Annotated in this window: 19 protein-coding genes; 4 read left to right on the forward strand and 15 right to left on the reverse strand. The window is 74.8% G+C overall.

Going from position 1 to position 21506, the window contains the following annotated elements; all coding sequences use genetic code 11:
* Window positions 1–86 precede the first annotated feature (86 nt).
* The gene (locus PH190_RS04505) at window positions 87–1310 is read left to right on the forward strand and encodes a saccharopine dehydrogenase family protein (protein ID WP_274230295.1); all 1224 of its coding nucleotides are present in this window, start codon (window positions 87–89) and stop codon (window positions 1308–1310) included.
* Here PH190_RS04505 and PH190_RS04510 read toward each other — a convergent pair.
* From PH190_RS04510 to dxr, 11 genes are all read right to left on the reverse strand, one after another.
* Window positions 1289–2815 carry a cobyric acid synthase gene (locus PH190_RS04510; protein WP_274230296.1) on the reverse strand — a complete coding sequence of 509 codons (1527 nt, stop codon included), beginning with the start codon at window positions 2813–2815 and terminating at the stop codon, window positions 1289–1291. The two genes, PH190_RS04505 and PH190_RS04510, sit on opposite strands and share 22 nt — an antisense overlap.
* Entirely contained in the window at window positions 2812–3387 is a 576-nt protein-coding gene (locus PH190_RS04515; RefSeq protein WP_274230297.1) for a pyridoxamine 5'-phosphate oxidase family protein, read from the reverse strand. The genes PH190_RS04510 and PH190_RS04515 overlap by 4 nt, the downstream gene beginning before the upstream one ends.
* A 41-nt stretch (window positions 3388–3428) precedes the next feature.
* The gene (locus PH190_RS04520) at window positions 3429–3947 is read right to left on the reverse strand and encodes a hypothetical protein (protein WP_274230298.1); all 519 of its coding nucleotides are present in this window, start codon (window positions 3945–3947) and stop codon (window positions 3429–3431) included.
* A 23-nt stretch (window positions 3948–3970) separates the two neighbouring features.
* Complete coding sequence (locus PH190_RS04525) at window positions 3971–4978, reverse strand: dihydrofolate reductase family protein (protein WP_274230299.1); 1008 nt, start codon at window positions 4976–4978, stop codon at window positions 3971–3973.
* A 4-nt stretch (window positions 4979–4982) separates the two neighbouring features.
* A complete protein-coding gene (gene map / locus PH190_RS04530; protein WP_274230300.1) occupies window positions 4983–5840 on the reverse strand; it encodes a type I methionyl aminopeptidase in 858 nt (285 codons plus the stop codon).
* A gap of 9 nt (window positions 5841–5849) precedes the next feature.
* Complete coding sequence (locus PH190_RS04535) at window positions 5850–6233, reverse strand: DUF3054 domain-containing protein (RefSeq protein ID WP_274230301.1); 384 nt, start codon at window positions 6231–6233, stop codon at window positions 5850–5852.
* 16 nt (window positions 6234–6249) lie between these two features.
* Entirely contained in the window at window positions 6250–7083 is an 834-nt protein-coding gene (locus PH190_RS04540; RefSeq protein WP_274230302.1) for a GNAT family N-acetyltransferase, read from the reverse strand.
* Window positions 7084–7135: 52 nt separating this feature from the next.
* Window positions 7136–9157: a S9 family peptidase gene (locus PH190_RS04545; RefSeq protein WP_274230303.1), complete on the reverse strand. Its 2022-nt coding sequence runs from the start codon at window positions 9155–9157 to the stop codon at window positions 7136–7138.
* A 607-nt stretch (window positions 9158–9764) separates the two neighbouring features.
* Window positions 9765–10928, reverse strand: a complete 1164-nt coding sequence (gene ispG, locus PH190_RS04550; RefSeq protein ID WP_274230304.1) for a flavodoxin-dependent (E)-4-hydroxy-3-methylbut-2-enyl-diphosphate synthase — start codon at window positions 10926–10928, stop codon at window positions 9765–9767.
* Window positions 10929–11012: 84 nt separating this feature from the next.
* On the reverse strand, window positions 11013–12305 hold the full coding sequence (locus tag PH190_RS04555) for a M50 family metallopeptidase (protein WP_274230462.1): 1293 nt from the start codon (window positions 12303–12305) through the stop codon (window positions 11013–11015).
* Window positions 12306–12375: 70 nt separating this feature from the next.
* Entirely contained in the window at window positions 12376–13563 is a 1188-nt protein-coding gene (dxr, locus tag PH190_RS04560) for a 1-deoxy-D-xylulose-5-phosphate reductoisomerase (protein ID WP_274230305.1), read from the reverse strand.
* 107 nt (window positions 13564–13670) lie between these two features.
* Between dxr and PH190_RS04565 the strand changes: the two genes are divergently transcribed.
* On the forward strand, window positions 13671–13976 hold the full coding sequence (locus tag PH190_RS04565; protein ID WP_274230306.1) for a DUF2631 domain-containing protein: 306 nt from the start codon (window positions 13671–13673) through the stop codon (window positions 13974–13976).
* Window positions 13973–15952 (forward strand): APC family permease, encoded by a 1980-nt coding sequence (locus PH190_RS04570; RefSeq protein WP_274230307.1) that lies wholly within the window; start codon window positions 13973–13975, stop codon window positions 15950–15952. The genes PH190_RS04565 and PH190_RS04570 overlap by 4 nt, the downstream gene beginning before the upstream one ends.
* A gap of 63 nt (window positions 15953–16015) precedes the next feature.
* Here the strand turns inward: PH190_RS04570 and PH190_RS04575 are convergent, their stop codons facing one another.
* On the reverse strand, window positions 16016–17398 hold the full coding sequence (locus PH190_RS04575) for an FAD-dependent oxidoreductase (protein ID WP_274230308.1): 1383 nt from the start codon (window positions 17396–17398) through the stop codon (window positions 16016–16018).
* A gap of 51 nt (window positions 17399–17449) precedes the next feature.
* Here PH190_RS04575 and ligD point away from each other — a divergent pair, with 51 nt between their 5' ends.
* On the forward strand, window positions 17450–18394 hold the full coding sequence (gene ligD, locus PH190_RS04580) for a non-homologous end-joining DNA ligase (RefSeq protein WP_274230309.1): 945 nt from the start codon (window positions 17450–17452) through the stop codon (window positions 18392–18394).
* Here ligD and PH190_RS04585 read toward each other — a convergent pair.
* From PH190_RS04585 to PH190_RS04595, 3 genes are read right to left on the reverse strand one after another with little or no spacing between them, the layout of a single operon-like run.
* Window positions 18391–19653, reverse strand: coding sequence for a GNAT family N-acetyltransferase (locus PH190_RS04585; protein ID WP_274230310.1), 1263 nt, complete (start codon window positions 19651–19653; stop codon window positions 18391–18393). The genes ligD and PH190_RS04585 overlap by 4 nt on opposite strands.
* A 19-nt stretch (window positions 19654–19672) precedes the next feature.
* Window positions 19673–20854 (reverse strand): dual-specificity RNA methyltransferase RlmN, encoded by a 1182-nt coding sequence (gene rlmN / locus PH190_RS04590; protein ID WP_274230311.1) that lies wholly within the window; start codon window positions 20852–20854, stop codon window positions 19673–19675.
* Complete coding sequence (locus tag PH190_RS04595) at window positions 20851–21447, reverse strand: hypothetical protein (protein WP_274230312.1); 597 nt, start codon at window positions 21445–21447, stop codon at window positions 20851–20853. Before PH190_RS04595 ends, rlmN begins: the two co-directional genes overlap by 4 nt.
* Window positions 21448–21506 lie beyond the last annotated feature (59 nt).

Below are 21506 nucleotides of genomic sequence, written 5' to 3' on the forward strand. Positions count from 1 at the left end.
GCTCGCCGGGCGAGGGATACGGGCCAGTAACCCCCGAACGATCTCCGAGCCTGCCGGGGCCCGGGGCCCTCGCTAGGGTCGCGGCCATGTCGGGTGATCGTGAGCACGAGCTGGTCCTGTTCGGCGCGACGAGCTTCGTCGGGGAGCTGACCGCCGCCTACCTGGCCCGCCACGCCCCCGCCGGCACCCGGATCGCGCTCGGCGGGCGCTCGCGCGAGCGCCTGGAGAAGGTCCGCGACCGGCTGCCCGCCCCGGGCGGCGACTGGCCCCTGGTCGTCGCCGACACCGGCGACCAGGACGCGCTGGCCCGCATGGCGGCGTCGGCCGACGTCGTGGCCACCACCGTCGGCCCCTACGCCAAGTTCGGCCTGCCCGTGGTCGAGGCGTGCGCCACCGCCGGCACCCACTACGCCGACCTCACCGGCGAGGTGCAGTTCGCCCGCGAGGCCATCGACCGCTGCGACGAGCCGGCCCGCGCGAACGGGGCGCGGCTCGTGCACTCGTGCGGCTACGACTCGATCCCCTCCGACCTCGCGGTCCTGCTGCTGCACAGCCGGGTGCAGGCTGACGGCGAGGGCGAGCTCGCCGACGTCACCACCGTCGCCCGCATCCGGGGCGGCGTCTCCGGCGGCACGATCGACTCGATGCGCGGGCTCGCCGACGCCTCGCGCGCCGACCGCTCGGTCTACAAGCTCATGCGCGACCCCTACGGCCTCTCCCCCGAGCGCGACGCCGAGCCCGACACCCGCCAGCCCAGCGACGTCCCCCGCCCGCACCAGGTCGAGGGCCGCTGGGTCGCGCCGTTCGTCATGGCGTCCTACAACACCCGGATCGTGCGGCGCTCCAACGCGATCGCGGGCTACGCCTACGGCAAGGGCCTGCGCTACGGCGAGGTCATGGGCGCGGGCAGCGGCCCGGTCGGCGCCGTCACCGCCGCCGGGATCACCGCGGGGCTCGGGGCGATGCTCGCCGGCCTGTCCACCCCGGGCGTGCGCCAGGTCCTCGACCGCGTGCTGCCGAAGCCCGGCGAGGGCCCGAGCGAAAAGGCCCGCGAGCAGGGCTGGTTCCGCCACGACGTCGACGCCACGACCACCACCGGCGCGCGCTACACCGCCCGCGTCTCCGGCTCGGGCGACCCGGGCTACGCCGCCACCGCGGTGATGCTCGGCGAGAGCGCGCTCTGCCTCGCCCTCGACGGCGACCGCCTGCCGGAGCGCACCGGCTCGCTCACCCCGGCCACGGCCATGGGCCCGGCGCTGGTCGAGCGCCTGCGCACCGCCGGGCACGTCTACGACGTCGCGAAGGCCTGAACCGTCGGCAGTCCCCGGGGCGCGCCCCGCTCGATGAGCCGCGCCAGGGCGTCGGTGTCCAGGTGCTGCTCGACGAGGTCGCCGAGCAGGTCCAGCTGCGCGGCGCGCACCGCCGCGTAGGACGTGTCGGGCGCGGCGGTGAAGTCCCGCCCGGCGGCCGCCGCGGCGCGGGCGAGCAGGCGCCGGCGCAGGGCGTCGTTCTCGAGCAGCCCGTGGGCGTGGGTACCGAGCACGTGCCCGGCGTCGACGCCCTCGGGCGTGCCGTCGGCGAGGGTCACGAGCGGGGTCGCGTCGGAGCGCAGCTCGCGGCCGTGGTGGATCTCGTAGAAGGCCACCGGCTCGCCCAGCGCCGTGCCCGTCGGCGTCCCCAGGTGCTTGGCGACGTCGAAGGTGACCTCGACGTCGAGCAGGCCCAGCCCCGCGACCGTGCCCGGCGCCGCCTCGACGCCGTGCGGGTCGTGGATGCGCCGCCCGAGCATCTGGTAGCCGCCGCACACCCCGAGCACCGGATGACCCGCCGCGGCGTGCGCCGCCACCGCGTCGGCGAGCCCGGTCGACCGCAGCCACGCCAGGTCGGCGACCGTCGTCTTCGAACCCGGCAGGACGACGAGGTCGGCGTCGGCGAGGCGCGACGGCTCGGTCACCCAGCGGACCGCCACGCCCGGCTCGGAGCTCAGCGCGTCGACGTCCGTGCCGTTGGACACCCGCGGCAGGCGCACCACCGCGACCCGCAGCCAGTCCCGCCCGCGCGGCGGTGCCGGGCGCCCCACGACGCCGTCGGCGACGTGGCCCAGCGAGTCCTCGGCGTCGAGCCACAGCTCGGGGCTCCAGGGCAGGACGCCGAGGGTCGGGCGGCCGGTCAGCGCGCGCAGCTGGTCGAGGCCGGGCGCGAGGAGGGCCGGGTCGCCGCGGAACTTGTTGACCACCCACCCCGCGACCAGCGCCTGGTCCGCCGGCTCGAGCACCGCGAGGGTGCCGAACAGGTGCGCCAGCACCCCGCCGCGGTCGATGTCCCCGACGACGATCACCGGCAGGTCGGCGGCGCGCGCGAGGCCCATGTTGGCGATGTCGGTGGCGCGCAGGTTGATCTCCGCCGGCGAGCCGGCGCCCTCGCAGACCACCACGTCGTGGGCGGCGCGCAGCTCGGTGAGGGTCTGCGTGACGACCTCGAGCAGCGCCGCCTTGCGCTCGCGGTAGCTCGCCGCCGACACCGTCCCGTCGACGACGCCGCGCACGACCACCTGCGAGCTGCGGTCGCTGCCCGGCTTGAGCAGCACCGGGTTGAACCGCACGCTCGGCGCGAGCCCGCACGCCGCGGCCTGCAGGGCCTGGGCGCGCCCGATCTCCCCGCCGTCGGCGCACACCACGCTGTTGTTCGACATGTTCTGGGCCTTGAACGGCGCCACGTCGACGCCCTTGCGGTGCAGCCAGCGGCAGATGCCGGCGACCAGGACGCTCTTGCCCGCGTCCGACGTCGTGCCCGCGACGAGCAGCGCGCCGCTCACCACTCGGGCAGGCCCGCGAGGCCGGGCAGGCCGTCGAGCGAGTGCTGGTTCTTCCGCTGCCGGTAGTCGCGCAGCCACTCCGGGCTGTGCCGCTCGGCCCAGGAGTCGAGCAGCTCGCGGTCGCCCTCCAGCGTCATGCGCGGCACGGCGTAGCCGCAGGCGTCGGCCACCCGGGTCACGTCGACGGTGACGACGCCGCGCGCCTCGGTGCGCCGCGACGCCAGGCCCATCGCGAACGGCTCGAGCGCGGCGTCGAACCCGGGCTCGCCGTGCGTCACCACCCGCCCGCGCCCGTGGAGGCGCACGACGTTCGGGGTGCCGTCGAACGAGCAGAACATGACGCACACGCGGCCGTTCTCCCGCAGGTGAGCGATGGTCTCGACCCCGCTCGCGGTCATGTCGACGTAGGCGAAGGTGTGGTCGTCGAGCACCCCGAACGTGCCGCGCAGGCCCTTCGGCGACACGTTGACCAGCCCGTCGCCCGCCAGCGGCGCCGTGCCCACGAAGAACACCGGCTGCTCGCCGATCCACCGCGCCAGGCGGGGCTCGATGCGTTCGTAGACCTTGGCCACGCCCGCACAGTGGCACGGCGGGCCGACCGTCCGCACGTGATTCAGGCGACCCCCAGCTCCACGTCGAGCAGGACCCCCCGGTCGCGGGTGCGGACGTCGAGGGCCGTGTCGCCGGCTGCCTCCCGCGAGCCGTCGTCGACCGCCTTCGGGATCGCCGAGAGGTCCCGCGCGGTCAGGGCGACCACCCGCTCCCCCGCCGTGTCCTCGCGGACGGTCTCGGTGAGCAGCCGCAGGCGCAGGATGCGGCCGCGGGTCTCGAGGCCGTCGAGGGGATCGACGACGAGGTCGCCGCGCAGGCGCACAGGGCCGGTCACCGGGCGCGGTGCGTCCCACACCGCGCGGAACCCGTCCCCGTGGAGCGCCACCGCGCCGCCGTGGGGCGTCGCGGAGGCCTCGACGACGTCGGACCAGCCCGCCGGGCGCGGGAGGTCGTCCAGGGTCGGGTTCCCGGAGCGCTCGACGAACCGCAACCGCCACGTGCGGATCTGGCGGATCGAGGCGAGCGGGCAGGCGCGGGCACGGATCACCGCGGCGGGCAGCAGGATCGGCAGCGAGCGCACGCCCCCACGATGACCGAGGCGGCCTACCGGTGCCGGTTGGGACGCCGCGCGAGCTCGACCAGCTCGGGGCACTCGACGACCTCGACGCCGGCCGCCTCCAGCCGCGCCGCCCCCGAGGGGTGGCCGACGAACAGCGGCGGCTCGCGCCACGCCATGACCACGCGCCCGATGCCCGCGTCGAGGATGTGCTGCGCGCACGTCACCGGCCGCGACGCGCGCTGCCCGCACGGCTCGAGCGAGGTGTAGAGGGTGGCGCCGGGCAGGCGGGGGTCGGACCGGTCGACGTCGCGCAGGGCGACCTCCTCGGCATGGTCGAGGACGTCGTCGCGGCGGCTGTGCCCGGTCGCGAGGACGGTGCCGTCGGCGGCGACCACCACGCAGCCCACCGAGAACGCCGACGGCGACGGCGGGCAGCGCTCGGCCAGCGAGCACGCCTCGGCGAGCCATCGCGCGTCGGCGGGCCCGAAGCGGTAGCGCAGCAGCACGTCGCCGCCGATCGCCCTAGTCTCGAGGAGGTGCGCCGACGCCGGGGCGCCGGTGAAGCGCGGCCCGTCGCCGACGAGGCGTGGGGCCACCGCGAGCTGCAGCTCGTCGACCACCCCGGCGCCGAGGAACGCGCGGTGCACCGCCGCTCCGCCCTCGACCATGAGCCGCACGACGCCGTGGCCCGCGAGCCGCTCGAGCACCTCGTGGGGCGTGCCGTGCAGGACCACGGTGTCGGCGACGTCACGGCCCTCGGTGAGCACGCGCGCGGCGGGGTCGACCGGGTGCGCGGAGAGCACCACGCGCAGCGGCGAGGGCCCGAGGCCGCGGGTGACGCGCTCGGCGCGCCGCGCGGGCGAGCGCACGAGCAGCCGCGGGTCGTCGGCCCGGACGGTGCCGGCGCCGACGAGGATCGCGTCCACCCCCGCCCGCTCGGCGTCGACGCGGTCGAGGTCGGCGGGCCCGGACAGCACGAGCCGCCGGGGCGACGCGTCGTCGAGGAACCCGTCGATCGACACCGCCGCCGAGGCGAGCACGTGGGGGCGCATGCGCTCAGGGCAGGGTGAGGATCTCGCTGCCGGTGTCGGTGACGAGGATCGTGTGCTCGAACTGGGCGGTGTGGGACTTGTCCTTCGTCGTCACCGTCCAGCCGTCGTCCCAGACGTCGTAGTCGACGGTGCCGCGCGTGATCATCGGCTCGATCGTGAACGTCATGCCCGGCTCGAGCACCTCGTGCCGGGTCGGGTCGTCGTAGTGGACGACGACGAGCCCGGAGTGGAACGCGCGGCCGATGCCGTGGCCGGTGAAGTCCCGCACCACGCCGTAGCCGAAGCGGTTGGCGTAGGACTCGATGACCCGGCCGACGACGTTGAGCTCGCGGCCGGGCTTCACCGCCCTGATCGCGCGCATCGTCGCCTCGTGGGTGCGCTCGACGAGCAGGCGGTCCTCCTCGTCGACCTCGCCGGCGAGGAACGTCGCGTTGGTGTCGCCGTGGACGCCGCCGATGAAGGCGGTGACGTCGATGTTGACGATGTCCCCGTCCTCGATGACCGTCGAGTCGGGGATGCCGTGGCAGATGACCTCGTTGAGCGAGGTGCAGCACGACTTCGGGAAGCCGCGGTAGCCCAGCGTCGAGGGGTAGGCGTCGTGGTCGACGAGGAACTCGTGCACCACGCGGTCGACGTCGTCGGTGGTCGCGCCGGGCTTGACGGCCTCGCCGCCGGCCTGCAGGGCCTGCGCGGCGATCCGGCTCGCCACCCGCATGCCCGCGATGATCTCGGGCGTCTGTACCCACGGGTCGGTGCTGCGCGACGGCGCGGGCTTGCCCACGTACTCGGGGCGGGGGATCTGGGGCGGGACCGGGCGCAGCGGCGTCTGCTGCCCCGGCCGCAGCGGAGCGCGGACCGGCATGTCCCCAGCCTAGGCGTCGCGCCGCGACCGCGTGACGAGCCGGGCGGCCACGTGGACAGCGGCACGCCAGCCGAGCACCAGCACCCCGATCGCGACCGTGGCCACGATCGCGAAGGACAGCGGCAGCCGCCCGGTCAGGGCCGCGCGCAGGGGCAGGCCGACGACCACCGCGCCCGCCCACACCGCGAGCCCGGAGCGCCAGGCCAAGGGCGCCCGCCAGGTGCGGCCGGCGAGCGTGCCGACCGCGGCGCCGGCGACGAACGGGGCGGCGGTGAGCAGGGTGCCGGCGAGGTCCTCGGCGTGGCTCGCGCGCCCGAGCGCGGCGAAGGCCACGACGGCGACGGCGTCGAGGGCGATCCAGGCACCGCTGCGCGTCGGGGTCAGCGTGACCATCAGGAGAAGCCCATGATCAGAACAACACCGTCGCGAACGACCCGACCTGCTCGAACCCGATGCGCTCGTACGCGCGCCGCGCCGGGGTGTTGAACGCGTTGACGTACAGGCTCGCGACCCGCCGGGCCCGCACGAGGTGCGCGACGACGGCCGCGGTGCCGGCCTGCCCGAGGCCGCGGCCGCGCCAGTCGGGGTGCACCCACACGCCCTGGATCTGCCCGACCCGCGACGACAGCGCGCCGATCTCCGCCTTGAACACGACCTCGCCCTGCTCGAAGCGCACGAACGCCCGGCCGGCGCCGATCAGCTCGGCGACCCGGGCCCGGTAGCCCGCACCGCCGTCGCCGAGGCGGGGGTCGACGCCGACCTCCTCGAGGAACATGGCGATCGCGGCCGGGAGGTAGCGCTCGAGCTCGTCGGGGCGGGTCTGGCGGACCGCGGGGTCGGGGTCGATCGACGGGGCCGTCGCGGTGGCCATCAGCGGCTGGTCGGGACGGACCTCGCGGGCGGCGTCCCAGTACTCCTGCAGCTCCTCCCAGAGCGGCAGCACGAGCTCGCGGCGCCCGACCAGCGAGGAGCAGTGGCGACGCTGCCGGCGGGCACGCTCGGCGAAGTGGCGGACCTCGGTGCGCTCGCCGCGCAGGGGCACGAGGTTGGCCCCGGAGAAGCACAGACCGTCGAGCCGGCCGCCGACGCCCCACAGCTCGCCGCCCAGGCGCCAGGGCTCCACCCCGACCGTCTCGACCCGCGACGCGACCATGCACGTGGCGACGGGATCGGCGTCGAGGGCGCTCCGCACCTTCGACCGGTCCCGGTCGTCGAGCAGCCGCGCACCGGCGGTACGGAGCACCCTCTCAGCCTGCCACGTCGGGTACCCGAACTCCCAGTGGAGTCCCGTGTCGCTACACCAGCGACGGACGCTCGTACGGCCGGTCGAGGACGTGGTGGTCGAGGAACGCCCACACCGTGCGGTACCAGAGCTTGGCGTCCCCCGGCGCGAGCACCCAGTGGTTCTCGTCGGGGAAGTACAGGAACTGCGAGGGCACCCCGCTGCGCTGCAGGTCGTACCAGAGCCGCAGGCCCTCGGAGATCGGGACGCGGTAGTCCTTGTCGCCGTGGATCACCAGCATCGGCGTGGTGATCGACCGGACGTGCCGGTGCGGAGAGTGCGTGTCGTAGCGCTCGCGCTCGTCGAGCGGGTCGCCCCACTCCCGGCGCCAGTGGAACGACGCGTCGGTGGTGCCGACGAAGCCGTCGAGGTGCCAGATGCTCGCGTGCGTGACGATCGCGGCGAAGCGGTCGGTGTGCCCGGCGATCCAGTTGGCCATGTAGCCGCCGAAGGAGCCGCCCATGGCCGCCACGCGGGTCGCGTCGACGTCGTCGCGGGCGAGCGCGGCGTCGGTGGTGGTCATGAGGTCGGTGTAGGGCAGCTCGCCCCAGGCGCCGGTGGCCGGGTCGAGGAACGCCTGGCCGTAGCCGGTGGACAGGCGCGGGTCGGGCAGCAGCACCGCCCAGCCGCGCGCGGCCATCAGCCACGGGTTCCAGCGCCACGACCAGGCGTTCCAGCTCGACAGCGGGCCGCCGTGGATCCACAGCACCAGCGGGGCGGGAGCGCTCGCCGACGCCCCGCCCGGCAGCACCAGCCAGGCGCGCAGCGGGGTGCCGTCGGCCGCCGTGGCGTGGACCTCGGTCAGCGTGCCGGGCAGCGGGTCGATCGCCGTGACGCCGCGCAGCACGCCCCCGGTCCCCACGCCGGCGGGCTCCTGGTCGGGGGCCTCGGGGTCGAGGCGCACGGGCGTCGGGGGCGCGTCGACCGCGGAGCGCAGCGCGTAGAGCGCCGAGCCGTCCCGTGCGGCGACGACGTCGGAGTAGGCGCCGGTCGCGGTGAGCCGGGTGACGGTGCCGTCGGTGATCGACACCCGGAGCACCGGCCCGTGCCCGGCCTCGTCGACGACGACGTACACGACGTCCCCGTCCGGCGCCCCGGTGACGCCGCGGACCTGCTGGGCCTCCTCGGGTAGGACGTCGCGCTCGGCGCCGTCGGCCAGCGAGCGGGCCTTGAGCGTGTGCGCCATGCCGCGGCCGGGGCGCGGGTGGCGCTCGCGCACCCAGAGCAGCCAGCGCCCGTCGGGCGTGATCACCGGCGCCTCGTGGTCGGCGCCCGGCTCGTCGCCGACGACGACGGTGCCCTCGTCGGTGTGCAGCTCGAGACGGCGGCGCCAGGACGCGGGGTCGGCGGGGTCGGGCACGTCGACGACCACCGCGACCGTGCGCCCGTCGGGGCTGATCGCCGAGCCGCCGAGGCGCTCGTCGCCGTGCGGGGCGACGTGCTCGGGCTCGCCGTACGGGGCCTCCGGGTCGGCGGGGTCCGGGGGCGCGCAGCGCTGCAGGTGCGCGCGACCGGGGCCGAGGTCGTGGTCCCAGAAGCGCACGGGGAAGTGGGTGTGCAGGCGCGCCGACACACCCTCCTTGTCCCGGGCCTCACGCTGCTCCTCGGCGTCGCCCACCACCGGCTTCGGCGTGACGACGGTCAGCGTGCCGGCGTCGCGCGCGACGGCGAAGCCGCTGACCCCGCCCGGGCGCTCGACCACCGGGCGCGCCTCGCCGCCCGCGGCGGGCAGCTGCCAGAGCGCCGTGCGGTCCTCGGACGGCTTCTCGGCGGTCGGGTCGGCGCGGCGCGAGGTGAAGAGCAGGTCGCCCTCGGGGGTGAAGGCCGCGGACGACTCGCCGGTCGTGGAGCGGGTCAGACGCCGCGGCGCCCGGGTGCCCTGCGGATCGAGCTCCCACAGCGACGTCCCGTACTTCTTCCCGTCCGCGGAGAGCTCCGAGACGGTGGTGACCAGCCGCGTCCCGTCCGGGGACAGCGCGAGGCCGGCGCAGCGGCGGGTGGCGACGAAGGCGTCGAGGTCGTCGAACGTGCTCACGCGCCCATCCGATCACGCATGCGCGCGCATCGCTCCGCCGGACCAGCGCCGGACGACCTGTGCCCGAGATCGCGTCGAGGCCGACGACGGCCGGCCATCGACGACCGCCGCCCGAGACCTCCGCGCATGATCGCGTCGAGACCGCCCAGGCTGCTCACGCCCGCGGGCGGCAGGCGGGTCCGGCCCGCCCTTCGCCGCCCGGGGGTCGAGGACGAGGTCCGACACGACCTACGCGCATGATCGCGTCGAGACAGCACACCCCACCGCTCCCTGCGAAAGCTGCAGACCCCGGCCTGCCCTCGCCGCCCGGGATGCCGTACGGACCGAGGCGGGACGGGATGGTCGTGGTCGCTGCCACGTCGCCCCGATCAGCGCACCCGTCGCTCTCGACGAGATCATCGGCATAGGTCGGGGTGACGGGCTGCGCCGGTCGTGCCGCCCGGCCCCGCGCCGACCCGAGCCCCGACCGCACACCACCAGGCCGACGCGCCCGAACACACCGCGGACCCCGCCAGGAACCACCCGCCGAGCCGGCACGTCGCGTCGCTCTCGACACGATCACGGCCATAGGTCCCGGGGGTCCTCCCCGCGACGTCGGCCGGTGCGGTCAGCCGACGGTGACCGTCGGGGTGCCGCCGGCGGTGCCGCCCGCCAGCTCGTCCTCGCCCGCCTCCTCGGCGAGGCGCATGGCCTCCTCGATGAGGGTCTCGACGATCTGGGCCTCGGGCACGGTCTTGATGACCTCGCCCTTGACGAAGATCTGGCCCTTGCCGTTGCCGGAGGCCACGCCCAGGTCGGCGTCGCGGGCCTCGCCCGGGCCGTTGACGACGCAGCCCATGACGGCGACGCGCAGCGGCACCTCCATGCCCTCGAGACCGGCGGTGACCTCGTCGGCGAGCTTGTAGACGTCCACCTGCGCGCGCCCGCAGGACGGGCAGGAGACGATCTCGAGCTTGCGCGGGCGCAGGTTCAGCGACTCCAGGATCGAGAGCCCGACGCGGACCTCCTCGATCGGCGGCGCCGAGAGCGAGACGCGGATCGTGTCGCCGATGCCCTTCGAGAGCAGCGCGCCGAACGCCGTCGCCGACTTGATCGTCCCCTGGAACGTCGGCCCGGCCTCGGTGACGCCGAGGTGCAGCGGGTAGTCGCACTGCTCGGCGAGCAGCTCGTAGGCGCGCACCATCGTCACCGGGTCGTGGTGCTTCACCGAGATCTTGATGTCGTGGAAGTCGTGCTCGGCGAAGAGCGAGGCCTCCCACAGCGCCGACTCGACCAGCGCCTCGGGCGTGGCCTTGCCGTGCTTGGCCATGATCGACGGCTCGAGCGAGCCCGCGTTGACGCCGATGCGGATGGGGGTGCCGGCGTCCTTCGCGGCGCGGGCGATCTCCCCGACCTTGTCGTCGAACTTCTTGATGTTGCCCGGGTTCACGCGCACCGCGGCGCAGCCGGCGTCGATCGCGGCGAAGACGTACTTGGGCTGGAAGTGGATGTCGGCGACCACGGGGATCCCCGACTTCTTCGCGATGGCGGGCAGCGCCTCGGCGTCGTCGGCGCTGGGCACGGCGACGCGCACGATGTCGCAGCCGGCCGCGGTCAGCTCCGCGATCTGCTGCAGCGTCGCGTTGATGTCCGCGGTCAGCGTGGTGGTCATCGACTGCACCGAGACCGGGTGGTCGCTGCCCACACCGACACCGCCGACGTCGAGCTGGCGGGTCTTGCGGCGCGGGGCGAGCACGGCGGGAGCTTCGGGCAGACCGAGGTCGACGGTCATCTCTCTCCTCGACTCATCAGAGACGACGTGGGCGCGTCACGATCCAGTCTCCCCCAGAACGCGGACACCCGCCGGTGGCGCGGCTTACAGCCCCAGGTCGATCGGGTTGACGATGTCCGCCACGATCACCAGCGCCCCGTAGGCCATGATCACCGCCGCGAACCCCACGCCGATCGGCATGAGGCGGGCGAGGTCCACCGGGCCGGGGTCCGGGCGCCCGCGCAGGCGCGCGATCCGCTTCTTGACCGCCTCCCACACCGCCGGCAGCACGTGCCCGCCGTCCAGCGGGAGGAGCGGCAGCAGGTTGAGCAGGCACAGCGACAGGTTCACCGCGGCGAGCAGGTTGAGGAACAGGGCGATCTCCACCGCGACCGGCCGTTCCTGCTCGAGCACCTGGCCGCCCATGACCGAGACGCCGACGAGGCTCACCGGCCCGTTGGCCTCGCGCTCCTCACCGAGGAACACGGCCCCGAACAGCGCCGGCACCTTCTCGGGCAGGCGCGCGATCGCGTAGACCGAGCCCTCGAGCATCTCGCCCATGCGCTCGGTGACCTGGCCGACGCTCTGGCGCATGACCGGCTCGATCGGCGACAGCCCGAGGAACGAGGCGGTGACGTAGGTGGGGTCGGCGCCGAGCGGGGTGTCCAGGTCGGGCACCTGGTTCTCGATGAGCGTCGGGTAGAGCGTGAGCTGCTGCCCCTCGCGCTCGACGACCACCGGCACGGTGCCGCGGGCGTCGCGGATCGCCCGCTGCAGGCTCTCCCAGTCCGGGTAGGCGCGGCCGTCGAACGACACGATCCGGTCGCCCGCGCGGAACCCCGCCTGCGCGGCCGGCGTGGGCGGCGCCCCCGGGGGACAGCCGGGCGTGACCTGCGAGGCCGGCACGACGCACTCGCTGACCGCGCTCACCACCGGCTGCGGGGTCGCGACGCCGAAGCCCATGAGCACGATCGCGAACAGCACGATCGCGAGCACCAGGTTCATGAACGGACCCGCCAGCATGACGATGATCCGCTGCCACGGCTTGCGGGTCCAGAACTGGCGGTCCTCGTCGCCGGGCCGGATGTCGCGCACGGAGTCGGCGCGGACGTCGTCGATCATGCCCTGGAAGGGCCCCGACCGGCGGCTGCGCCCGATCGTCTCGCCCGGCGGCGGCGGGATCATCCCGATCATGCGGATGTAGCCGCCGAGCGGGATCGCCTTGATCCCGAACTCCGTCTCGCCCCGCCGGAACGAGAGCACCGTCGGCCCGAAACCGACCATGAACTCGGGGACGCGGATGCCGAACAGCCGCGCGGTGGAGTAGTGGCCGAGCTCGTGCCACGCGATGGAGAGCAGCAGCCCCAGCGCGAAGAGCACGATCCCGAGGACGAGCATCACGGACGACGACGGTAGCCCCGACCTCCGTGTGCCCGACGTGGGGCCCGCGACCGACCCGCTCCGGAGCTCACCCCACCGGCGAGGACAGCCGCTCCCCCGCCGCCCGCCGCGCCCAGGCCTCGGCGGCGTGCACGTCCGCGACGTCGCGGGGGTCGGCGGCCCAGTCGCCGGCGTCGTCGAGCACCGCGGCGAGGGTCTCGTCGATCCCGGTCCACGCGCAGCGCCCGGCGAGGAAGGCGGCGACGGCCTCCTCGTTGGCGGCGTTGAACACCGCCGGCAGGCACCCGCCCGCCGTGCCCGCGGCCCGGGCGAGCTCGAGGGCGGGGAAGGCCTCGGTGTCGACGGGCTCGAAGGTCCAGCTGGTCGGGTCGGCGAAGGTCTCGGGCCGGCTCGCCCCCGCGAGGCGCTGCGGCCAGGCCAGGGCCAGGGCGATCGGCATGTGCATGTCCGGCGGGCTGACCTGCGCGATCGTGGCGCCGTCCACGTAGGTGACCATCGAGTGGATCATCGACTGGGGGTGCACGACGACGTCGATGCGCGCGTACGGGATGCCGAACAGCAGGTGGGCCTCGATGAGCTCGAGGCCCTTGTTGACCAGCGTCGACGAGTTCAGCGTCACCACCGGTCCCATCGCCCAGGTCGGGTGGGCGAGGGCCTGCTCGACGGTCACCGCGGCGAGCTCGGCGCGCGGGCGGCCGCGGAACGGCCCGCCGGAGGCGGTGAGGACGAGGCGCGCGACCTCCTCGGGCAGCCCGCCGCGCAGGCACTGCGCGAGCGCCGAGTGCTCGGAGTCGACCGGCACGATCTGCCCGGGCGTCGCCGTCCGCGTCACGAGCGGGCCGCCGGCGACCAGCGACTCCTTGTTCGCGAGCGCCAGCGTCGACCCCGCGGCCAGGGCGGCCAGGGTCGGCGCGAGCCCGCGGGAGCCGTCCATGGCGTTGAGCACGACGTCGGCGCCGGTCCCGGCGAGCTCGGCGGCGGCGTCCGGGCCCGCGAGGACCTCGGCCCCGCTGCGCCCGCGCAGGTCCGGGGCGGCCGCGGGGTCGGCGACGGCGAGCGTCGGGACCCCGAACTCGGCGGCCTGCTGCGCCAGCAGGTCGGGGCGCCCGCCGCCGGCGGCGAGGCCCGTCACGACGAAGCGGTCGGGGTGCGCGCGGACGATGTCGAGGGCCTGGGTGCCGATCGACCCGGTGGAGCCGAGGACGACGAGCCGGCGGGGGTCGGACGACCCGGACGGCTCGGTGGGTGTGCTCATCGCGAGCCATCATCACGGGCGCGCGCGGCGTGCGACACCCACGGCGCGGCGGCCGGGGGCGCGGTAGGTTGGGCGCGCCCGCACGAGCGATCCCTCCAGGAGTCACCGTGGCCACGAACAGCCCCGCCCGCCAGAACCAGGGCGGCGGTGGTGTCGCCCACCGCGACGAGGCCGGCGTCGTGGTCAACGGCGTGTCCTCCGATCAGGAGCCCTCGGTCGAGTGGGGCTGGCACGGCCACTACCCGAAGGTCGCGCGCCTCTCGGGCTTCCTCGTCGCCGCGATCCTGCTGGTGATGCTCTGGGGCAACCACGAGGGCCGCCAGGAGGAGATCTGGCTGGTGGCCCTGGCCGTCGGTTTCTTCGCGCTCTCGCTCGGTGCCATCATCCGTTCCCGGACGTCCTGGCGGCGGTGAGCGCCCCACCGGCCGCGCCTCCCGAGGGTCGGGGCCGGTCGACCTCGGCGCTCCGCCGGTGGCTCCTCGATGGCCTCGCCGACCGCAGCGCCCAGTACTCCGGACCGCACGCGCGTCCGGCACCCGAGCACGAGGGCAAGCCGTGGTGGCGCGTCATGTGCCTCACGGGCGTCGACTACTTCTCCACCCTGGGCTACCAGCCGGCCGTCGCCGTCGTCGCCGCCGGGCTGATCTCGCCGATCGCGACGCTCGTGCTCGTCGTGCTGACGCTGGCGGGCGCCCTCCCGATCTACCGCCGGGTCGCGCGCGAGAGCCCCCACGGCGAGGGCTCCGTGGCGATGCTCGAGCGGCTGCTGTCGTACTGGTGGTCGAAGCTGCTGGTGCTCGTGCTGCTCGGCTTCGCCGTCACCGACTTCCTCATCACGATCACGCTCTCCACCGCGGACGCCACGGCCCACATCGTCGAGAACCCCCTGGTCGGCAGCGCCCTGCACGGGTGGGAGGTGCCGCTGACCTGCGCTCTCGTGATCCTGCTCGGCGTCGTGTTCCTCATGGGGTTCGCCGAGGCCATCGGCATCGCGGTGGTCGTCGTCGGCGTGTTCCTGCTGCTCAACCTCGTCGTCGTCGCCGGGGCGCTCTACCGCGTCGCCACCGAGCCGACGCGCGTCACCGATTGGGGCGACGCGCTGCTCACCCAGCACGGCAACCCGCTGATCATCGTGGGCATCGCGCTGATCGTGTTCCCCAAGCTCGCGCTCGGCCTGTCCGGCTTCGAGACCGGCGTCGCGGTCATGCCGCTCGTGCGGGGCGCGCCGGGCGACACGCACAAGGACCCGGCCGGACGCATCGCCGGGGCGCGCAAGCTGCTCACCGCCGCCGCGCTGATCATGAGCGCGTTCCTCGTCACGTCCAGCTTCGTGTGCACGCTGCTCATCCCGCTCGAGCAGTTCGGCCCGGACGGCCAGGCCAACGGGCGCGCCCTGGCCTACCTCGCGCACGAGCAGTTCGGGCCGGTGCTCGGCACGGCCTACGACCTGTCGACGATCACCATCCTGTGGTTCGCCGGGGCCTCGGCGATGGCGGGGCTGCTCAACCTCGTCCCGCGCTACCTCCCCCGCTACGGCATGGCGCCGAACTGGGCGCGGGCCGTGCGGCCGATGGTGCTGGTGTTCACCACGCTCGGCATCGTCATCACGATCGCCTTCGACGCCTCGGTCGACGCGCAGAGCGGCGCCTACGCCACCGGCGTGCTCGTGCTCATCACCTCGGCCTCGATCGCGGTGACGCTCTCGGCGCGCGCCAAGGGCCAGCGGGCGGCGACGATGGGCTTCGGGGCCATCGCGATCGTCTTCGTCTACACCACCGTGGCGAACATGATCGAGCGCCCGGAGGGCCTCAAGATCGGCCTGATGTTCGTGGCGGCGATCTTCGTCGTGTCGTTCGCCTCGCGGGCCCTGCGCAGCACCGAGCTGCGGATCTCCGACGTGCACCTCGACAAGACCGCGCGCCGCATCGTCCGCGAGGCCCGCGAGGAGGACCCGCACGCGACGATCCGGCTGGTCGCCAACGAGCCGGGCCGGCGCGACCGCCGCGAGTACGAGGAGAAGGAGCTCGAGGAGCGCCTCGACCACCACATCCCGTCCGGCGACGTCGTGATCTTCGTCGAGATCACCGTGGACGACCCCTCGAACTTCGAGAGCGACCTCTACGTCCTCGGCGAGGAGCGCCACGGCTACCGCATCCTGCGGGCCCGCAGCGCGACCGTCCCGAACGCGATCGCGGCGCTCCTGCTGCACCTGCGCGACGTCACCGGCCGGGTGCCCCACGTCTACTTCGAGTGGGACGAGGGCAGTCCGGCCACCAACCTCGCGCGCTTCCTGCTCTTCGGCGTCGGCGAGGTCGCGCCCGTGACCCGCGAGGTCCTCCGCGAGGCCGAGCCCGACCGCGACCGCCGCCCCGCCGTCCACGTGGGCTGACGCCCAGGTGAGCAGAAAGAAGTGCTGGAGCACTTCTTTCTGCTCACCTGCGCGGAGCGCACCTCAGACCGGCGAGGCGGGGACCTCGCCCTGGACCTTCTTGGCCGCCTTGCGGGCCGCGACGAGCACGGCGTCCCAGACCGGCGAGAACGGCGGGGCGTAGGAGAGGTCCATGAACGTCATCTCCTCGACGGTCATGCCGTTCCAGATCGCGGTGGCGAAAACGTCGATGCGCTTGCCCGACCCGGCCCGGCCCACGATCTGCGCGCCCAGCAGGCGCCCGGTGCGCTGCTCGGCGAGCACCTTCACCGTCATGGTCTCGGCCCCGGGCCAGTAGCCGGCGGTCGTCGTCGACTCGACCGTGGTCGCGACGTACCCGAACCCGACCTGCTGCGCCTCGCGCTCGCTCAGGCCCGTGCGCCCGATCTCGAGGTCGCAGACCTTGCTGATCGCGGTGCCGATGACGCCCGGGAAGGCGCCGTAGCCGCCGGCGATGTTGGTGCCGATGATCCGGCCGTGCTTGTTGGCGTGGGTGCCGAGCGCGATGTGCACGCCCTTGCCGGTCAGGCGGTGGTGCACCTCGGCGCAGTCGCCGCCGGCCCAGACGCCGGGCGCGGCCTGCATCCGCACGTCGGTGACGATGCCGCCGGACGGCCCGATCTCCAGGCCGGCGTCGGCGGCGAGCTGCGCGTTCGGCTTGACGCCCAGCCCCATGATCACGATGTCGGCGGGGTAGACGGCGTCGCCGGCACGCACCGCGCGCACGCGGCCGTCCTCGCCGACGTCGAAGCCGTCGACCGCGACCCCGGTGACCACGGTCATGCCCTCGCCCTCCATGGCGTCGCGGATCAGCGCGCCCATGTCGGGGTCGACCTGCGTGAACGGCTCGGGCGCGTGCTCGATGACCGTGGTGTCGATGCCGCGCACGACCATCGCCTCGGCCATCTCGACGCCGATGTAGCCGGCGCCCACGACCACGGCCTTCCGGCGGTCGCCGTCGGCGAGATCCTTGACGATCTCCTCGCCCTGCTCCAGCGACTGCACCCCGAAGATGCCCTGCGCGTCCGCGCCCTCGAGCGGCGGCACCGTCGGCACCGCGCCGGTGGCGATGACGAGCTCGTCGAACCCGAGCTCGTAAGTGGCGCCGTCGTCGAGCCCGCGGACGCTGACCGACTTCTTCTCCAGGTCGATCGCCGTGGCCTCGGTGCGCATCCGCACGTCGATGCCGGCCCGGCGGTGCTCGTCGGGCGAGCGCGCGATGAGCTGGTCCCCGTCCTCCACGTGGCCGGAGATCCAGTACGGGATGCCGCACGCGGAGTACGACGTGTAGTGCCCGCGCTCGAGGACGACGACCTCGAGCTCGCCGTCCCCGGCGTGGCGCAGGGCGGTCGACGCGGCGGACATGCCGGTGGCGTCGCCGCCGAGGACGACGATCCGCTTGCTCATGGGGCTCCGTTCGTGCCGGGGATCGGGCCGCCGCGGCGGTATGGTGCCGCCGTGGCGGACGCTGCGGAGATCGAGGTGGACGGCCGGACCGTGCGGCTGACCAACCCGGGCAGGGTGTACTTCTCGGCGCGGGGGGAAACCAAACTCGATCTCGCGCACTACTACCTCGCCGTCAGCGAGGGCATCGTCCGCGCGCTGCGCGAGCGGCCGTGCATGATGCACCGCTTCCCCACCGGCGTCGACGGCGAGAAGGTGCACCAGAAGCGCCTGCCCAAGGGCGCGCCCGACTGGGTGCGCACCGTGCGCGTCCACTTCCCCCGCTACAACCGCACCGCCGACGAGCTGTGCGTGACGAGCCCGGCCGACGTGATCTGGGCTGTGCAGATGTCGACGGTGGAGTTCCACCCGTGGAACACCCGCGCCGCCGACGTCGAGACGCCCGACGAGTGGCGCATCGACCTCGACCCGATGCCCGGCGTCGAGTTCCCGACGATCCGGCGGGTCGCCGCCGTCGTCCACGAGGTGCTCGACGAGCTCGGCGCCGTCGGCTTCCCCAAGACCTCCGGCGGCAAGGGCCTGCACGTCTACGTGCGCATCCGCCCCGAGCACTCCTTCACCGAGGTGCGGCGCGCGGCGCTGGCCTTCGCCCGCGAGGTCGAGCGCCGCGCCCCCGACCTCGTCACGACCGCCTGGTGGCGCAAGGACCGCGCGCCCGGGACGGTCTTCCTCGACTGGAACCAGAACACCCGCGACCACACGATCGCCTCGGCCTACTCGGTGCGCGGGACGCCCGAGGCGCGGGTGTCGGCGCCGCTGCGGTGGGACGAGGTCGACGACGCCGAGCCCGGCGACTTCACGATCGCGACGATGCCGGCCCGCTACGCGCGGGTCGGCGACCTGACCGACGGCATCGACGAGGCGGTGTTCGACCTGCGCGCCCTGCTCGAGTGGGCCGACCGCGACGATGGCGTGCCCGACGAGCCGCCCGAGGTCTAGAAGCGGATCCCGTTCCAGGGCACGCTCGGCGCGGCCAGCAGCCGCGCGAGGCGGCCGGCGGCGCCGGGCGTGCGCTCCTCCAGCCGCCCGGCCCGGGCGAGCACCCGCGGGTCGACGCCGCCGAGGTAGAGCGCGCCGAGCGTCGCGGCGTCGAGGGCGACGTCGGGCTCGTCGGTGGTGCTCGACGCGCGCGGCGCGACCGGGTCGGTGGTGTCGAGCGCCCAGGTGCCCGCGGCGTACCGGGCGGGGTCGTCGACCGCGAGCACGACCCGGTCGGTCACCGGGTAGCGGCGGGCACCCAGCGCGGCCGGGACGTCGAGGATCCGCAGCCAGAGCATCTCGCGCGTGGTGCCCGCGGTGACGGGGCGGTGGTCGTCGAGCAGCCACGGCAGCGGCTCGTCGACCGAGGCGTCCGACCAGGTCACCGACCCGACGAGGTCGAGCGAGGCGAGGTGGCGCCACAGCTCGCGGTAGGACTCGGGCGTCGTGGCCTGCAGGTCGAGCACCGCGATCTCGCCGCCGTCCTCGGCGACCCAGTCCCGCGCGACGCGGTAGACGACGTAGCCGCCCGGCCGGCCGGTGGCGTCGGACCACAGCACGGCGTGCCGGCCACGGTCGGGCACCATGCCGGAGAAGGTGTTCAGGCCGGTCATGAGCGCGGACCACGAGTGCCCGACGCGGTCCATCGAGCCGGGGTGGCGGCGCCGGGCGCGGTCCTGCACGGGCGCCGCGGCCGAGGGCAGGGTCGCGACGTCGAGGGTGCGCAGCCGGCCGGTGGGCTCGGGCACGCGGAACCGCGCGGCGCGGGCGTCGAGGCGCAGCGACCGCGTCCAGGAGGCGAGCCCGAACCCGAAGCGCTCGTAGAGCGCACCCTGGGTGGAGGTCAGCGCGGCGACGGGCGTGCCGGCGCGCGCGGCCTCGGCGAGGTCGTCGACGAGCACCGCCCGCAGCAGCCCGCGGCGGCGGTGGGTGGAGCGCACGCCGATCGAGGTGACGGCGTCGACGGTGACCTCGCCGCCGGGCACCGTCATCTGCGAGTCCCACGAGCGCAGCGTCACGACCGGGGCCGGGTCGCCGGTCTCGTAGACCCCGCGCAGCCGTTGTCCGGCGTAGGACGCGGCGGCCCGCGCCAGGTCGGCGGGCTCGACCCGCGGGCGCAGGAAGGCCGCCGTCATCGCCCGCGCCCACGTCACCGTGTCGGCGTCCGCGACGCCCTCGACGACGTGCGGGACGAGGCGGCGGACCTCCGGGGTGCTCACGCGGCGATCATGCCGGGGGTCAGGGGCGGGCGGTGGCCGCGAGCTGGCCGCAGGCCGCGGCGATCTCCCGGCCGCGGGTGTCGCGGACGGTGCACGCCACGCCGCCGTCGCGCACCCGCCGGACGAACTCGGCCTGCACCGGCGCCGGGCTCGCGTCCCACTTGCTGCCCGGCGTCGGGTTGAGCGGGATGAGGTTGACGTGCACCAGCCGGCCGAGGTGCTTCGAGGCCAGCTTGGCGAGCAGGTCGGCGCGCCACGGCTGGTCGTTGACGTCGCGGATGAGCGCGTACTCGATGGAGATGCGCCGCCCGGTGACGTCGGCGTAGCGGCGGGCGGCGCCGAACACCTCGGCGACCGGCCAGCGCTGGTTGACCGGCACGAGGCTGTCGCGCAGCTCGTCGTCGGGCGTGTGCAGCGAGACCGCGAGGGTCACCTGCAGGCCCTCGTCGGCGAGGCGGTGGATCGCCGGGACGAGGCCGACCGTCGAGACGGTGACCGAGCGCTGCGAGAGCCCCAGCCCGGCGGGCGGCGCGTCGCACAGGCGGTGCACGGCGTCGACGACCCGGCGGTAGTTGGCCAGCGGCTCGCCCATGCCCATGAACACGACGTTCGAGAGCCGGCTGAGGTCGCGACCGAGCGCCCCGTCGCGCACGACGGCCGCCGCCGAGCGGACCTGCTCGACGATCTCGGCGGTGGACAGGTTGCGCTCCAGGCCGTTCTGGCCGGTGGCGCAGAACGGGCACGCCATGCCGCAGCCGGCCTGGCTGGAGATGCAGACGGTGGCGCGGTCCGGGTAGCCCATGAGGACGCTCTCGACGAGCGCGCCGTCGTTCGCCCGCCACAGCGTCTTGCGGGTGGCGCCGCCGTCGCAGTCGACCACCGAGGTGGGCGTGAGCAGCTCGGGCAGCAGCGCCGGTCCGAGCGCCTCGCGGGCGGCGGCGGGCAGATCGGTCATCGCGTCGGCGTCGGCCTCGAGGCGCGTGAAGTAGTGGCGGGAGAGCTGGTCGGCGCGGAAGGCGGGCAGGCCGAGCTCGGCGACGGCCTCGCGGCGCGCGGCCGGGTCGAGGTCGGCGAGGTGGCGCGCCGGGCGCGTGCGCCGGGTGCCGCGCGGGGAGAGGGAGAGCACCGGGCCGGGGGTGTCCTGCGCCTCCGGCGCCTCGGTGGCCTCCGGCGCTCCCGGTGCCGTGACGGGCTCGGTCATCGCGCCCGGTCCCGCAGCATCTCGACGAGGCCGACGCGGTCGGCGGCCGACAGCAGCAGCAGCACGCCGGCGAGCAGGCCGAGCAGCCCCTGGGAGACGAACCCGCCCGCGGTGGCCGTGGTGATCAGCGCGGAGAGCACCCCGGCGCCGACGAGCACGAACCCGAGCCAGCGCGTCGGCCGTTGCCCGGTCGAGCGGCTGAGCAGCACGAACGCCACGCCCGTGGCGATCAGCGCCAGCCCCGGCAGGAACGCCGAGGCGCTGATCAGCCCGAGCACGATCGACGCGACGATCACGAGCACGATCACCGCGCCGCCGAGGCGCAGCACCTCGTTCGAGCGTGTCGTGTCGAACGGGCGCGGCCCGCGCCGGCGGTTCTCCACACCGATGCCGATGGCCACGGCGATGCCCACCGCGAGGATCACCGTGCCCACGCCGTCGGCGCCGAGGCCGATCGTCCCGGCCGCGAGCCACACCAGCCCGGCCCCGATCTCGACGAGCACCGGGTCGAGGCGGACGGCACGCCCCCCGCGCGGCGGCGGGGAGCCCTGGAAGCCCCGCCCGGGCGGGCGCGGCGGCGGGTACGCGGACACGACATCCACGGTAACGCGGGCGCGCGCGGGCACCCGACGCCAGCCCCACCCTTGTCAAG

Origin of the sequence: Actinomycetospora straminea, assembly GCF_028737255.1 — a bacterium.
GTDB classification, from domain to species: domain Bacteria; phylum Actinomycetota; class Actinomycetes; order Mycobacteriales; family Pseudonocardiaceae; genus Actinomycetospora; species Actinomycetospora straminea.

What these genes read in the sequence shown, in the direction of transcription:
- PH190_RS04555 (WP_274230462.1), bottom strand. Translation starts at nt 12,305, where the DNA reads ATGCTCGTCCTCGGGATCGTGCTCTTCGCGCTGGGGCTGCTGCTCTCC.
- dxr (WP_274230305.1), bottom strand. Translation starts at nt 13,563, where the DNA reads ATGAGCACACCCACCGAGCCGTCCGGGTCGTCCGACCCCCGCCGGCTC.
- PH190_RS04505 (WP_274230295.1), top strand. Translation starts at nt 87, where the DNA reads ATGTCGGGTGATCGTGAGCACGAGCTGGTCCTGTTCGGCGCGACGAGC.
- map (WP_274230300.1), bottom strand. Translation starts at nt 5,840, where the DNA reads ATGCCGGTCCGCGCTCCGCTGCGGCCGGGGCAGCAGACGCCGCTGCGC.
- rlmN (WP_274230311.1), bottom strand. Translation starts at nt 20,854, where the DNA reads ATGACCGAGCCCGTCACGGCACCGGGAGCGCCGGAGGCCACCGAGGCG.
- PH190_RS04525 (WP_274230299.1), bottom strand. Translation starts at nt 4,978, where the DNA reads ATGCGCCCCCACGTGCTCGCCTCGGCGGCGGTGTCGATCGACGGGTTC.
- PH190_RS04575 (WP_274230308.1), bottom strand. Translation starts at nt 17,398, where the DNA reads ATGAGCAAGCGGATCGTCGTCCTCGGCGGCGACGCCACCGGCATGTCC.
- PH190_RS04535 (WP_274230301.1), bottom strand. Translation starts at nt 6,233, where the DNA reads ATGGTCACGCTGACCCCGACGCGCAGCGGTGCCTGGATCGCCCTCGAC.
- ispG (WP_274230304.1), bottom strand. Translation starts at nt 10,928, where the DNA reads ATGACCGTCGACCTCGGTCTGCCCGAAGCTCCCGCCGTGCTCGCCCCG.